The organism is Gimesia benthica (assembly GCF_009720525.1).
GTDB lineage: Bacteria > Planctomycetota > Planctomycetia > Planctomycetales > Planctomycetaceae > Gimesia > Gimesia benthica.
The window spans coordinates 1,738,203-1,752,097 of the sequence record NZ_CP043930.1 but is presented as its reverse complement, the minus strand read 5'-3'; the positions used below and the strand labels follow the sequence as shown (position 1 = coordinate 1,752,097).

The window sequence follows — 13,895 nt, the reverse complement described above, 5'->3', positions numbered from 1 at the left end:
TAATCATTGTAGTGCGACTGATGAAAATGAACTGATGTCAGCCAGAGTGGGCACAGGTGGAAGAGTGATGAAGTTATTTGATCTAAAACAGTTTGTCTTTCTATTGATTTTAACGACTTTAGTGAGTTCTGCAGCCCGGGCGGAAATCGTGATTGAGGTTTCACCAGACGGGCCGATTCAATCTCTTGACGCGGCCCGTGACGAAATCCGAAAGCGTCAGCCACAAGAACCAGTTAAGGTAATCGTGCAGGACGGCGTTTATCCTGTTACGAAACCTGTTCTGTTTACTCATGAGGATTCCGGTACCGAGAAAGCCCCCATCATATATCAGGCGGCTCCGGGATCTCACACTGTCATTTCGGGGGGAAAGCAGATTTCCGGATTCAAAGTTGATCCGGATGGGGTCTGGTCTACGACCATCGATCCCGGTTGGAAATTCGAGCAGCTCTGGGTCAATGGACAGCGGGCTGTGCGGGCTCGGGAACCGGATGAGTTTTTCTTTTATCTCCGGAACAGCCGGGAAAAAATGGGAAAAACAGATGGCCCTCGACCTCAGAAAATCGCCCGGCAAACGCTCTACGCAGATCCTGCAGATCTGGCTTCCCTGAAACAGGTTCCTGAAGCGGAACAAAATGGGATTCAGGCACTCTTCTTTCATAAATGGGACAATACCCGCAAATACCTGGACGGGTATGATGTCCCATCGGGTAAGCTGCTCACTTCCGGTCGGCAGATGAAGCACTGGAATCCGCTCACCCGAAATACAGCCTATTACCTGGAAAATTATCGGGCTGCACTCGATACGCCGGGCGAATGGTATCTCGCTCCCGAAGGTAAGCTGTATTATTGGCCCCGCAAGGGCGAGACTCCTGACAAAGCTGAAGCATTTGCACCAGTGGCTGAAAAACTGCTGATTTTGCAGGGAGACCCTGCCACCGGTCAGTTTGTGAAACACCTGACTTTTCGAGGCCTCGCTTTTCGATTTACCGACTGGAAGACACCTCCTCAGGGGTTTGAACCTTCACAGGCTGCTTCACCGATTGAGGCTGCAGTCATGGTCGATGGCGGGCGTTCTATCGCATTCGAGGATTGTGAAATTGGACATGTCGCCACTTATGGACTCTGGTTTCGCAAGGGGTGTAGTGAGAGCAGTGTGACACATTGTGATCTGCACGATCTGGGAGCTGGGGGGATCCGGATTGGCGAAACCCGGATTGCCTCCAAGGCAGAGGAACGCACTCAACAGATCAATGTCGACAATAATCTCATTCGTCACGGAGGTCGGTTATTCCCCTGTGCGGTTGGAGTCTGGATTGGTCAGTCCGGCGATAATTCGGTGACCCATAACGAAATCGCGGATTTCTTCTATACAGGAGTTTCAGTCGGTTGGCGATGGGGCTACACGGACAGTCTCGCTGTTCGCAATAAAATTGAATTTAACCACATTCACCATCTAGGCTGGGGCTGGTTGAGTGACATGGGGGGCGTTTACACTCTCGGTCCTTCACCTGGAACCACCGTCAGTAACAACGTGATTCACGATATTCTCTCCTGGAGTTATGGTGGTTGGGGGCTTTACAACGATGAGGGCAGTACAGACATTCTGATGGAAAACAACCTCGTGTATCGTACCCGGTCCGGTGGCTATCATCAGCATTACGGTCGAGAGAACCTGATTCGAAATAATATTTTCGCCTTCTCTCGCGAGTACCAGGTAAAACGCAGTCGGGTCGAAGAGCATCTTTCCTTTACCTTCGAACGCAATCTCGTCATCTTTGATTCAGGAGAACTCTTTCATGGCAACTGGTCTGATAAGAATGTCAAGCTGAATCATAATCTCTACTGGCGCACCGATGGAAAGCCGATTGACTTTCAGGGAAAGACCTTTGCGGAATGGCAGGCCACCGGAAAAGATCAGGGTTCCATCATTGCCAATCCCCATTTCATTGATCCCGCAGAGGGTAACTATCACCTGGCCCAGAATTCACCGGCTTACAAAATCGGGTTTAAACCGTTTGATTACGGGCGGGCAGGGGTTTATGGAGATTCAGACTGGGTGAATAAAGCGCGGTCACTGACATTTCCCGAAATGAAAGATCCCCCGCCCACGCCAGCGCTGGCGTTTGTGGAAGACTTTGAAGAGGGGGGGCTGCCTCCCGGAACTTCTATCGGGCAGGACGAAAAACGGGGTGGCGTCGACATCGTGGAAATCGCTGACGCACCATCTGGTCAACACGCACTGAGGCTCAGAGACACTCCCGGACAACAGCGTCGTTATTACCCCATGATTACGGTTGCTCCCAAATATGCTGAAGGCAGAGGCCGCTGCGCTTTTGCGCTTAAGTTGGGATCAGGGGCTGTGTTTCAGCATGAGTGGCGAGATCATGCAAATCCCTATCGAATTGGTCCTACACTCTGGATCGAGCAGGGGAAACTCCGTGCGGCAAACCGGCAGACTTTGATGGAACTCCCTGTGGGGCAGTGGGTCAACGTGGAAATCGTCGCGCCGCTGGGAGATAAGGCTGGCAAGTGGGATCTGGTCGTCACTCTTCCCGGTCAGAAGCCACGTCGCTTCAAGGATCTACCCTGCATTCATCCTGAATGGCGAACTCTCGACTGGATTGGCTTCATCAGCCAGGCTGATGCTGATGCGGAGGTCTGGATTGATGACCTCCAGCTCTCGCAATGATGTTCCTTTGCTGGATCATGAGATTTCCGAATGGAAAATGATCAGACTTGCCATGAAAAAAAGCTATCGTGTTTCCAATAGGACTCACGATAGCTTTCTCAGTTTTATGGTCAAGTACACCCGAAGGGATTCGAGGTCAACTTCAAAAGACACATTAAAAATAGGGTTTTCTGAGATCTGTGAAAATCATATCGGCCACTTTAGTATGCCTAATCGGCCACCTTATCGGCTCTTCTGGGATCGAGAGACACAGATCCTCAATACAGTCCAATATCCCTACGGTAGGAAAAGTCTCAAGTCTCAAGAAAAGCAATTTGAGCCAAAGTATTTCTGTTCCAACTCGGCTGCTTCGATTTCCGCCAGAATAGCCTCAATGCCCATCGGTATGGCAGGGGGGCGGCCTTTTACCAAAAGCTTTAAATCTGGAGGGCTGAGTGATAGCATTCCGCGTTCTCTCAGCTCCTTTTGATGTCGCATAAAAGTCGCTCGACTGGCAGGGAGATCATTTAGCTTCGCAATACGTTCATACTCTTTTACCCTGTCTACTGCAGTCGTCAGATTTTGATCATTACAAACCTGCTTTACGATGGCATCAATACCCGATAGCAAAGGGAATTCATTTCTCCAGTTTTCATCCTGCTTTATCCTACGCTCCCAAGCCCTGACAAACATACGAGCGGAGAGATTGTCGATTACATGCAAATTAGATGTGGCATAATCAAAAACAATCTGATCCCAGAACCACTCAGCTACATATCTCACCACCTCTTCATTAGTAGGATTAAAACAGTAGCATTGACATCGATCTATGATTGCAGCCGTCTCGTCGGTACGGCCAAAACGAAATGAATTGCAGATGATGCAGGCTCTGCTGTTTGTCTGATATGTTGTTGGCGTCTGAGTTTCGGTAAGCTCTTTTGCTGTACTTTCCCATGACATTGTTTTGGGATATGAAGTTTCCGTTAGCTCCCTCAAAACAACACGTCCGTTTTTTGACTCCCATAGATTTTCTGCATCGTCAAGCACAATCAATTTGTGCCGATGTTGATACAGCTTGATGTATGTCTTTAGAGCTTTTACGTTTCCTTCGAGCAAAGCTGTGATTCTCCAATCAGCATTTTGCTTGAGGTAAAAACTTTTTCCGACTCCAGAACGAGCGATGATAAGCAGGTTGCTCGTAATCTGTCCGTTCAAAAAGAGATCAAATTTGCGGTGCAAATCAGCATATGCCCTGATGGTATTATTTTTGGCCGCTTGTGGGATATCGTGACCACGCATTGGTTCATCTCCTTTTCTGTGAGACTTGAGACCTTGTAAATGTGCGTACCTTTTACGGCAGGAAAGCACTGGGGTAAAAAAAAGGAGATTGCAATCCACTGCTCAATGAAGAGCAGAATGAGCATTTTGAAGATGCTCGAACTTAATTTTAGTCAGCCGGGTGTTTGGGGCAAATTATTTTTCAGTGCCCAAAAACACTGAATGCGGTGAGGCTGGTGAGATCTCCGAAAAAACAAGCTTCTGATTTTAAATATTCAATTCAAACCGCTGCTCTGACAATAGCGTTCGTCGCATCTAGGCCCTCCACAGAGCCACCATTTAAAATCATTAAAATAATTAATCGAAATCTGACACACCTTACGTGTGACCTGCTTTCGATTTATCTGGGGCCAGCCAACCTATTTCTGAATTTAAGGTCGTTCATGAGTGTTCCAAAAATATTTCGCACGACCGTAAATGCCTTATTTGTCTGGAGCTTATCGCCACCAATATTCTGGCGAGATCAAAATAATTGCTTAACAATTATTTTTTTCGTCTGTATAGTCCTGTAGCGATGGCGTTCATCACATCGATTCATTCAGCCCATTCCGTACGATGCAGTCTCACAAGGCAAGAGACATCAGGGTGAGACTGGAGCGGATGAGGGAGGCAACACAATCACCAGTTATTCAAGAATGCGTTTTGATGCTGAGAACTGAATCGTGCTGGAGGTGTGTTGTAAAGAGAGCTTGGGAGGAACCAAGCTCTCTTTTCATTCTGAGTTCCACTTTTTATCAATTCAAAGGAGGAAGTAATGCCAATCAGAGTTGTTCATGGTGCGAGTGAATCGTCGTTGGAGTTGTCCGGTCTACCGATTGAAACTGTAGCCGAAAAACTACGGGACATCTTAAACATACCGTCCCAGTTCATCAGTTATTTAGATGGGCATGTTGTTTCCAACATGCGTGTTCTGAACAAAGAAAATAGAGTGCTGGAATTTATAAAACCTTTTGGACAGAAAGGAGGGCTGCCAGACTTTTGGTCCAAAAGTGAACTGTTCGATTTTTTTGGGGACGAAGCAATGGAGAGGATGGTTGAAGCTGGGCTCGATCTGGAATCGAATTCAGTTATTCCCAAAAGTGAAGTCAAAGCTTGGAATGAGTGGCTACAGATCTCAGAGCAACCACGACTGGAGATTCCCGCGAGAGTCGATATCAAAAAAGAAATCATACAGATGAATGGAGTGAATTACCGTGTCGATCAGGAAATGGCTGCGATTGTTAAATGCATACTTGATGCCAAGGGGGCTTGGATCACAACTGCTGAAATGCAGAAGAAATATCCTGAATACATTGTGAACAACCGTGTCGATAATGTGATTCGTCGAAAGCTTTATACTCACAAATCAGGTATCGGCGATTATATCGAGGGCAGTTGGAGAGGTTATCACCTGACCTCCCGCAAAGAGTGAGGGACGTTAGCAACATTTTGTTCGGTCGTCCCTCAACTTGGATTTCTGTAGATTTCCTGCATTGGTTATGTCTTACACGTAGTCTCGTTCAACGAAAGGGAAAAAATGATGACAGACAGAGAGAAATTAACTGTTATTCTAGTTCAAATATTAGATTTTTCGGGTTTGAAGGTGCAAAAGCAAAAAAAGATTTATGAAAAAATCACTAGCAGTTTATATCAAGCCGCAGAGGATGCAGCTTCAGAAGTTGATGAAGATATGGAAGCTTATTTAGTCTGGCAAATAAAGCAGATTGTAAATGATCAGATAATAGATGTGTCGAGGAACTAAGAAACTTTTGAGCACAAAAAGTCAAAAATGATTCTGGGCACCACTTCCTCAAATTGGTGATAAGGTTGCCCTGCTGCTTTTGGGGCAGACAATCATACTTTAATTTTTATGAGGGGAATTTGAGAGATGACAAAAACGGAAACAAAAATCAAAAAGCCAAAAAAGCCAACAAGAAAACAGATCAAAAAATATTGCAATGACTGGATGTTTTACAACCTGACAAAAAAACAAAAACGAATCATCGCCAATGCACTATATGAACTGCATTGCGAAGTAATAGACGATTACTTTGCATGGCTTGGTGAGCCTAAAAAGGTGCTATCAATGCCTGATTGGGCTGATGACAGCGGGGAAGTATTGGAGCATGAAACCGAAGTCAATCAACCCTGCAAATATCGTGAGTGGGTAGATGAATATAATGGCAGATGGGAAGCAACCTATTGCAGTGGCATGGGCAAAAATCACTGCACAATACGTAGTGACGTATATAATATGGTGAGAGCATCAGTAAACACGATGTGTGATCAGGTTACCGATAGTGATTATGATGCTTTCACAATTATGGTTGGTAACGGGGATCCAATCGAGCATTTTTATCATCAATTGATTGATGGTTTGGATGATGGCGTTATTTTGGATTATTGATTTTTGTGCCAAAAGTATTCTGCCTGCTTTATTGCGGGCAGTGGGTTGTAATGTGGACAGTCCGCTATTTAATAGCGTGTGGGTTGCAACGAGAAGTATATGAGAAACTTAAAGTTTCAAAAGCCCCTGTGAATTCATTTTTCACAGGGGCTTTATCATTGTAATCAAGGGGGTTAGTTGTTTTAGTTCCTGAACAGCCTGAAAACATCAGGGATTCGATTAATTACGAACTTCTAACCGCTTTCATGGAGGTTGATGCCACGGAAACTGTTCACAGAATAGAATGACTGTAGGTAAAGCATTTTTTGTACTGTGAACTAATTCTTGCTGGATGTGCGTGGGAAAATGATGTGGTACTAACCCTAGTTGGTGTTTGTCTGGGGCCGGCATGGAAATGAGAAAAAAGCACCAACCTGAATTGAGTTCAGAATGTTGTTCTAAAATATACAATTTCTCATCAGGTCAAAGACTTCCTGTGCGTTACTGGCTGATTTGTATCCAAAAATTGGCTATTAAGCTGATCATCAAAGGAAGAAATATATAAACTTTCTGGTCTCCTGAAAAAGTAGGAGACAGTATATAGATCACTTTTGTATTCTGTTGTATGGTTAGTAATTACTGTTTCTGACTCTTCCACTACAGCCTGTAATCGCTCCGTAAATGCTTTACCTACACCATATGCTCTAGCTCGATTATTTCCAGCTTTAGTCCTGTGTTTCTCGGGATGACAATACTCAACTCGTACGTAAATCCAGTCCCATTCAGTTAATAGTCTCAAAAACTGGGTTTGTTTGTCATGACTTTTCATTTTGACCTGAAAATCAGTCAGAATATGAGGCAGTGCAGTAACTGGTATTTCTCTCTGACAACACAGAACGTACCTCAATAAATAAGCAACAGCCCGAATCACTTCGTCCTGCTTTTCCTGTTTTTGTGCCTGTTTCCTTCCGACCAATAATGGTGCCATTTCCCTTATTAACTGAGACTTTTCCACTTCCGTAAACTCTAACTCGGGACAATCGACTACAACATCTTCATACTTCTTCTGAGAAACATTCCACGTGTTTTTGTCAGAAACACGAAATCCAATATCGCTCCATCTCTCCTGTGACTTTCGCCACTTCACTGGAATAGGAGAACTCCAGATCTTTCTTGCGGTCCTCTCAGCAACACGCCTAACTTCTGGCAAATCATCCAATCGGGAACTGACCGTTTTATCTGGCAGGTCCTCAACATAAGACATCACAACATCAACAGCGTCTTCTTCTGCCAGCCCTTCAGCATGCATCGCTTGCAATGTTGTATTAATAGCAGCATTCAAATGAATGAAATATTCAGATTTTCCATTTTCCCAGAATCCAACAATGGCACCACGCGTCTTTCCTTTTAACGATCTTTTTTCCTGTTTTTGTGGCTTTGTTGCTTTTTGAACAGCCGTCTTTTGTTGTTTCCGTTCTTTAATTTCAACAGGTTTTACATCCAGTCGCTCAACAACATAGCGATACACATCCTCTTTGGGAATATATTGTCTGTAGGAATCACCTAACCACTGAATGTAACCGACAACATCTTGTACTGCTTTGCCACGACTGGTGATTAAATCCAGTGGTCTATCTAGCAACATTGTCCTGCCGCGAGCCAATGGCAGTCTCACACCTCGTTGCGTGTCGGGATAAACCTCAATATTAAATTGAGTCTCATACAGATTACCTCTGGTGAAATTCAGTTCTGGATCTTTTCGGTCCGCATCAGCCAACTGACGCCACAGCCAGCGACGACGTGATTTCAAAGATGAATTGACCCCGAAAAACAATATTAGATGAACGCCTCCCGCGTTGTTTTCAGAAACCTGATAGTGACATCGGTGTTGCCCATGAAACAGCTCTAGCAGGGCACTCAGACGCTTTAAAAATAAAACAAGACCTTTGTTGTGGTAGTCGAGGTCAATGATTAAACAGTACGAACTTTTGGACCCAAAAATTCCGTAAATATCTTTTCCACGAATGTGATCTATGGAACTTTGGAGACCAAAGTTTTCTTTGAAATGTCGCCAGCCCCAGTTGTCACTCTCTGCATCCCAGTATTTTTCATCTCCATCATGTTCCCACGCTCCCTGAGTCCACTTAATTAATTTATTGCGATCAGCAGGCTCAACGAAACAACGGTAATACAGATGTCGTGCCACATTTAGAGGAGTTTGTTTGATTTCTGATGTCTGGCTGACGTGATACAGGCTGATGTACTTTTCAGACTCGAATTCATGATCTACTGTCTCCAGCTTGCGGGTTTGGATGATTTTAAATACTGCTGCAGGGGATTGTTTGGGTTTTATTTTTCTGAACCGCAGAGTCCATTTATTTCTGGTGGCGTATTCTCTCGGGACGGACTGCCAGTCATCGAAAACGGGGACTTTTGGTTTTGGAGCCGAAAGATTGTTCTGAAATCCTTCAGATACGTGATCTGAAAATGTGCTATCAGCACTATTATATTCTGTAAGCATTTTTTTATTTTGTGGGGGAGCTGTTTTTCTGAGTGGCTCCCCCTTTTCCTTTCATAATTCAGTGAACGAGCAGTTTAACAAAAACACTGCTTCCAATTTAAGTAGAGTTTTCGGCGGCATTTTTTGGGATCAAAATGAAAGATTAATGAAAGGAATCAGAAAGGAAGATTTGGTGTGTAGCAGGGGAGAGTGAAAATAAATTATCTGCTGGACTTGTCATGTAATTCAGGTATTTCCATCGAGGAGTATTTCGGAACAGAAATTACCGATGAAATATCCCAGATTGAACAAGATGTCAAATTGACATTTCATAGAGACAGTAGGGAGTGTCCGTCTTGCTACGTTCGCCAGCCATAGTATACTAAAGAGACTTAGTAAACCGTACTGTTTTAACAGGTATTGATAGTAGGTTGAGAAATGGTATCAAATGCTAATCGAACAAATTGTATACAGAGAATCAGGATCACTTGCCCCTGTGGAAATCGCTTTTCTACCAAAGCTGGTGGCTCCGCCAATAAATTAAGATGCCCCAGTTGCGGTAAAATAATTGATTTGTCGCAGCCCTACAAAATCGCCGAGAATAGCTCTCCTCGGCGTGATAAGCATGCGGAAGATGATAATGGAACGAAGGTGTTTTATTCACTTTGGTTGTTGGTTGGAGTGGTCGCTCTTGCCATCGTTCTTTTCATTTCTTGGGATGCTTACTCATCTTATCGATCACGAGTTGCTGCCATTCATAAGAAAGAAGTTGCAGAAGCTAATACACGCATTTCTAAAGCCGTTGATGCGGCGAATGAGATGATCGCTGGGAAGTCATTCTTTGATGAAGAAAAAATTGAAAATGACTTAGTTGCCGCAATCACTGATGAGAATGCAACTGAGATCACGATCACTACGGGGAGGAAGCTCTCAAAAAACTTCGCCAATGGCAAGAAGATCGAGCTCGACAAGTTCGAATTCAAGAATCACAGCAGAAAGCTGAAATTCTTCTGGAAACCGCCAAAGATAAATTCAAGAACAAAGATGTTTCAGATGGAATTAAATTACTCAAGGATTATTTAGAACATCCTCATGCCAATGAAAAAGAAGAAATAAAACAACTTCTAACAGAGGCAGAATTAGCCAATTCTGATCGAGTAACCCTAGAGGCTCTAAATGCCTTGAATGACGATGAGTTTAATAAGGCAAAGACACACTACAGTATCCCTGACGGAAAGGTCAAAAATGAAGCATTGATTGCTGTTAGGGCAGATACGATAAAACGAAATCTCGATTCTGCTATTGAGAGAAGGGCAAAAATTGGTAAAGCACAGGATAGAATCCAAGCAGAAAAAGATAAGCTAAAAGCAGAACAGGAAAGACTCAAACGGGAAGAAGAGAAACGTATGGAAATGGAGAGGGTTATTCGTGCTCAACTTCCATTTGCATCATTAGAGGATATTGCTGATTATCCAGAAAGATACGTTGGCCTCACGTACCAATTCGATGTGTGGATTCAAGGATCAGATATACATCGATATAAAAGTAAAAATTATGCCGGTGAATATATCATCGATGGATATCTATTATCGATCAAGTCGGCGAAACGGGATCCCCATAAAGCAGATCCCATTGGGAATGGCAACATTTTGATGAGTGATCGACTTAATCCATATATTGCTTCAAATGACGTTGCTAGAGGATTGAAAGATAAGCTTTCAATTTCATCTTATCACAAGATGCGTATTACTTTTACCGTGAATGTTGTTAATGCAAACCCATCCTCATTTGGTTCACCCCAATACGCATTTCTGGCAGAGATCACAAAGTTGGAGTTGCCCAAATAGCGGAATATAATTGATTCACTCCCAGATTTAAGAAGAGTAACATAGTCCAGTAATCATGCTATCCGATCATTTAATAGAGAGAATTTAGTGCGTACATTCATGGGCTTTATTTTATTTTGTTTAATCCCTCAATTAACATTCAGTGATGAATGGGATGTCGAAACTGAGGATGGATATCATTTTAAATTCTCGGGGCAGTATCTTGCCAATGGTAAAAACTTTTTAGAAAAAGACGAAAAGTTAAAAGATGTGAAACGTCTATACTTGCTCTCGGATAAAGATAAAAAACCCATAAGTATATCATTTAACTGGTTGAATGAAGAGCAGAAAAAGAAAGTAAAAAAACTGGATAATTTGAAGTACGGTTCGACAGAGGTTAAAAAGAAAGTAAAAACGCTTTATGAGTTAAGTGAGTCTGCCACAAAAGTTGAGATTGAGATCAACAAATTGATTCATGCCTATCATGAGCAAATTCTACCACCAAATTTCAAGAAACATAATGAGGAACAATTAAAAGTATTTTATGAAGTGGCATATAAAATTAAGGATGGTCAAGAGAAATTTCGCTACCTTTCAATAGAAGAAGATTTACGTTCCTATGTTTTCGACTATGCCCGGCATGGCAAATATGGATATCCAGAATTTGGGCTCCAGTTCCCTGTTTCTCAAAAAAGGAAAATCGAAACTATAGTGAATTCCATATGGGGCAACCAGTATATTAGACTTCAAGGGCAAGAGATTATCAGTTACAGAGATCTTTTTAATAGAATTTCAGTAACCTATAAGTAGTACCTCATGATTTTGTATACACTCAATACAATCGGTTTACATTGAGAGTGATGGAACGCCTCACAATTTGAAACAAAAGCCACCCAGATCTTATTCTGGATAATTTTTGCATATTAAAAACGATCTCAGACTTTGGAACCAAAAGTTGAATGATTGAAACTCCTCTGGATTAGAACTTTCAGTTCTGCTATTATTCGCTCTCTCAATTACTAAGAATTACATTGATTTACCTTCTTCTACTGGAATGCTTCGGCTCTATGGTTTGAGCTCAAAAGCGTCCGCCAATTCATCGCTTGATTTGGCATCCCATTATTTGATTTTCCGGGCTGATTTTACGCCCACATGTTATGAAGAAGGTAGAAATACAGAAATGAAAATCCAAACTACAACATTATGGACAATCGAGAAGGATGGCGTCAGTGTCGATTTAACTCTGGAGGATATAGCAGAACTGCTTCAAGACATGATAATCATGGAAAATCTGATTCTGTTTGATTCTGAGTCAGGACGATGTGTCGCGTCACTAGATGATATTGGAATCACAACAGAAGGATTCGCTGTGCAATTGACGATACGCTCGTAAGGTTTTGGAATTCAATGGAGCCAGTGAACTGCATGATCTGAGCGACCACAGAAGCTTTGGATTCACTTCGATGATTTTGAATACGATTGAAAGCAAAAAGAGATTATAGGTATCAACCGATGAGTATTTACGTAACCCAAAACGATAATAGAATTGAAGTCCACTCAAGCGAAGGTGGCCGACTAATCCTCACCATAGGTGAAGCTCAGTCATTTCGGGATAGTGTTGGGACTGCTTTCTCACCTGCAACTATGGATGTGGAGCAGCACCGAACCCCAAAGCGTATTTCAATAAATGGAAGATCTATTTCTATCTTACCAGAAGACTCAGATGAACTAATCTTTGATTTGGATACACTGCTACATAAAAGCCGAATGGTCAAAAGTGTAGACATTGCAGACGACTGGATTAATGAAGGGTTCTGAAATGATTTACACTATTTAAAAATTGTTAAAAGGCAACGAGCTCGCGAACGCGTTTATCAACGTGATCATGGGCTGTGCCAACTATGCGGCAGACCCGGAATCGATACCCATCATCTGAGATACGATACGGGATTTTATAACGAGGATTGGCTCATTCTGGTCTGCCGCCGTTGCCATGATATCTGGCAGGGTAGCCTCATGCTCCTTCGCTCGGTTGAGTCAAACTGCGAACGAACTCGACGTTCTCTTGTAATCGCTCGTGCAATGGCGTGTCGAAGTAACTGCTTCTAAGATGGGCTGGCTGTGCGACATCGGCTGGGATGTCAGTACACTGACCACCCGGATAATATTTTCGGTTAGGGCGTGCTTCAACGTACTCGTCGTCAATCGAAACAATCTCAGCTTCGACTACATAGAATCCTTCAGTTGTACTCCAGCCATCCCAAAAGACAGTCTGGCCCGTTGTCAGGTTTGGCATCGAATTGCTCCAGATTAATTGTTGTTACCAAAATAGTTTTAGTACCTTTCTACTGTTAAGTATATATTTATTACTTTGTCCCTACCATATATGAGTATTTTTAAGTTCTACTTTTTGTGGCACTTAAAGGCCCCCCATTTAGTTCATTCCAAATGAATCTAAACAATTCAACTAGCCGCAATAGCTTCAACATATTTTCAAATTTATCCACCGTTGCACGCCCACATTTATAAATTAGGGGAAGTGAGTGAAATAGAATGTATGAAGAATCCGGTCAAAAACATGGACGACTACTCCGAATTCATGACGAAACAACTTCGCCCCCTCCGTCATTTTGAGCGATGCTTATTTTCCGTCTGGTGTGCCGACCGCCTGCTGACATCTTATGCCGATCTCCTCGAAGAAAATCTTTTAGAACAAGACCTGCGAATTTTACAAGATGTTTTGAACGAGCTTTGGGATGCATTGTTGAGTGGTGTGATTCCTAAGAAAGATCATTTGAATGCCCTCGAAATGGATTTCATGACAATCGATGATGGACTGGACGCTCTGATGGAAGACATTCATCCTATTGTATCTATCGTGCAGCACAGCGTCGGGATGTGCATTCTCTGTTGCCGCAGAAATGATGTTGGGTTGGCTCAAACTGTCGCTCAGTCAGTGATTGATGGCCTTGACTGTACGCTGGAAGAGAATGATCCCAATTATTCGGCAGACATCCTGTTTGAGCATCCCCAGATTTTGGATGAACTTGAGGCTCAGTTGGCTATGATTAAGTACCTGAAAGGTGAGTATGAATTGGTGGCGAATTTGAGGACGATGTTTGGGTGAAGGAAAAATAAGCCAGCATTCTACACCTTCCATAATAATCGCACACTCTCAATGTCAGGCTAATCGTTAGC

General features: G+C 43.1%; 12 protein-coding genes. 9 read left to right on the top strand and 3 right to left on the bottom strand.

What is annotated here, in order from left to right; translation table 11 throughout:
* The first annotated feature begins 67 nt into the window (after positions 1 to 67).
* Positions 68 to 2,689 carry a right-handed parallel beta-helix repeat-containing protein gene (locus F1728_RS06735; protein ID WP_155363460.1) on the top strand — a complete coding sequence of 874 codons (2,622 nt, stop codon included), beginning with the start codon at positions 68 to 70 and terminating at the stop codon, positions 2,687 to 2,689.
* 300 nt (positions 2,690 to 2,989) lie between these two features.
* On the opposite strand, the gene F1728_RS06730 is transcribed toward F1728_RS06735, so the two are convergent.
* A complete protein-coding gene (locus F1728_RS06730) occupies positions 2,990 to 3,967 on the bottom strand; it encodes a hypothetical protein (protein WP_155363459.1) in 978 nt (325 codons plus the stop codon).
* A 793-nt stretch (positions 3,968 to 4,760) separates the two neighbouring features.
* On the opposite strand from F1728_RS06730, the gene F1728_RS06725 reads away from it, so the two are divergent.
* From F1728_RS06725 to F1728_RS06715, 3 genes are all read left to right on the top strand, one after another.
* Positions 4,761 to 5,417, top strand: a complete 657-nt coding sequence (locus F1728_RS06725) for a hypothetical protein (protein ID WP_155363458.1) — start codon at positions 4,761 to 4,763, stop codon at positions 5,415 to 5,417.
* A gap of 105 nt (positions 5,418 to 5,522) precedes the next feature.
* The gene (locus F1728_RS06720; protein WP_155363457.1) at positions 5,523 to 5,747 is read left to right on the top strand and encodes a hypothetical protein; all 225 of its coding nucleotides are present in this window, start codon (positions 5,523 to 5,525) and stop codon (positions 5,745 to 5,747) included.
* A gap of 126 nt (positions 5,748 to 5,873) precedes the next feature.
* The gene (locus tag F1728_RS06715; RefSeq protein WP_155363456.1) at positions 5,874 to 6,392 is read left to right on the top strand and encodes a hypothetical protein; all 519 of its coding nucleotides are present in this window, start codon (positions 5,874 to 5,876) and stop codon (positions 6,390 to 6,392) included.
* 457 nt (positions 6,393 to 6,849) lie between these two features.
* Here F1728_RS06715 and F1728_RS06710 read toward each other — a convergent pair whose 3' ends face one another.
* Positions 6,850 to 8,892: a hypothetical protein gene (locus F1728_RS06710; RefSeq protein WP_155363455.1), complete on the bottom strand. Its 2,043-nt coding sequence runs from the start codon at positions 8,890 to 8,892 to the stop codon at positions 6,850 to 6,852.
* Between the two features lie 552 nt (positions 8,893 to 9,444).
* Between F1728_RS06710 and F1728_RS06705 the strand changes: the two genes are divergently transcribed.
* From F1728_RS06705 to F1728_RS06690, 4 genes are all read left to right on the top strand, one after another.
* Positions 9,445 to 9,954 (top strand): hypothetical protein, encoded by a 510-nt coding sequence (locus F1728_RS06705; protein WP_155363454.1) that lies wholly within the window; start codon positions 9,445 to 9,447, stop codon positions 9,952 to 9,954.
* 98 nt (positions 9,955 to 10,052) lie between these two features.
* Positions 10,053 to 10,718 (top strand): hypothetical protein, encoded by a 666-nt coding sequence (locus F1728_RS06700; RefSeq protein ID WP_155363453.1) that lies wholly within the window; start codon positions 10,053 to 10,055, stop codon positions 10,716 to 10,718.
* 87 nt (positions 10,719 to 10,805) lie between these two features.
* Positions 10,806 to 11,507, top strand: a complete 702-nt coding sequence (locus tag F1728_RS06695; protein WP_155363452.1) for a hypothetical protein — start codon at positions 10,806 to 10,808, stop codon at positions 11,505 to 11,507.
* Positions 11,508 to 12,209: 702 nt separating this feature from the next.
* Positions 12,210 to 12,515 (top strand): hypothetical protein, encoded by a 306-nt coding sequence (locus F1728_RS06690; RefSeq protein WP_155363451.1) that lies wholly within the window; start codon positions 12,210 to 12,212, stop codon positions 12,513 to 12,515.
* 196 nt (positions 12,516 to 12,711) lie between these two features.
* Here F1728_RS06690 and F1728_RS06685 read toward each other — a convergent pair whose 3' ends face one another.
* Entirely contained in the window at positions 12,712 to 12,993 is a 282-nt protein-coding gene (locus F1728_RS06685) for a hypothetical protein (protein WP_155363450.1), read from the bottom strand.
* A gap of 261 nt (positions 12,994 to 13,254) precedes the next feature.
* Between F1728_RS06685 and F1728_RS06680 the strand changes: the two genes are divergently transcribed.
* The gene (locus F1728_RS06680; RefSeq protein ID WP_155363449.1) at positions 13,255 to 13,824 is read left to right on the top strand and encodes a DUF416 family protein; all 570 of its coding nucleotides are present in this window, start codon (positions 13,255 to 13,257) and stop codon (positions 13,822 to 13,824) included.
* The last annotated feature ends 71 nt before the right edge of the window (positions 13,825 to 13,895 follow it).

Excerpts from the sequence above, each read along its gene's own strand:
- F1728_RS06690 (WP_155363451.1), top strand. The coding sequence starts at position 12,210 with ATGAGTATTTACGTAACCCAAAACGATAATAGAATTGAAGTCCACTCA.
- F1728_RS06685 (WP_155363450.1), bottom strand. The coding sequence starts at position 12,993 with ATGCCAAACCTGACAACGGGCCAGACTGTCTTTTGGGATGGCTGGAGT.
- F1728_RS06735 (WP_155363460.1), top strand. The coding sequence starts at position 68 with ATGAAGTTATTTGATCTAAAACAGTTTGTCTTTCTATTGATTTTAACG.
- F1728_RS06710 (WP_155363455.1), bottom strand. The coding sequence starts at position 8,892 with ATGCTTACAGAATATAATAGTGCTGATAGCACATTTTCAGATCACGTA.
- F1728_RS06680 (WP_155363449.1), top strand. The coding sequence starts at position 13,255 with ATGAAGAATCCGGTCAAAAACATGGACGACTACTCCGAATTCATGACG.
- F1728_RS06715 (WP_155363456.1), top strand. The coding sequence starts at position 5,874 with ATGACAAAAACGGAAACAAAAATCAAAAAGCCAAAAAAGCCAACAAGA.
- F1728_RS06730 (WP_155363459.1), bottom strand. The coding sequence starts at position 3,967 with ATGCGTGGTCACGATATCCCACAAGCGGCCAAAAATAATACCATCAGG.
- F1728_RS06720 (WP_155363457.1), top strand. The coding sequence starts at position 5,523 with ATGATGACAGACAGAGAGAAATTAACTGTTATTCTAGTTCAAATATTA.
- F1728_RS06725 (WP_155363458.1), top strand. The coding sequence starts at position 4,761 with ATGCCAATCAGAGTTGTTCATGGTGCGAGTGAATCGTCGTTGGAGTTG.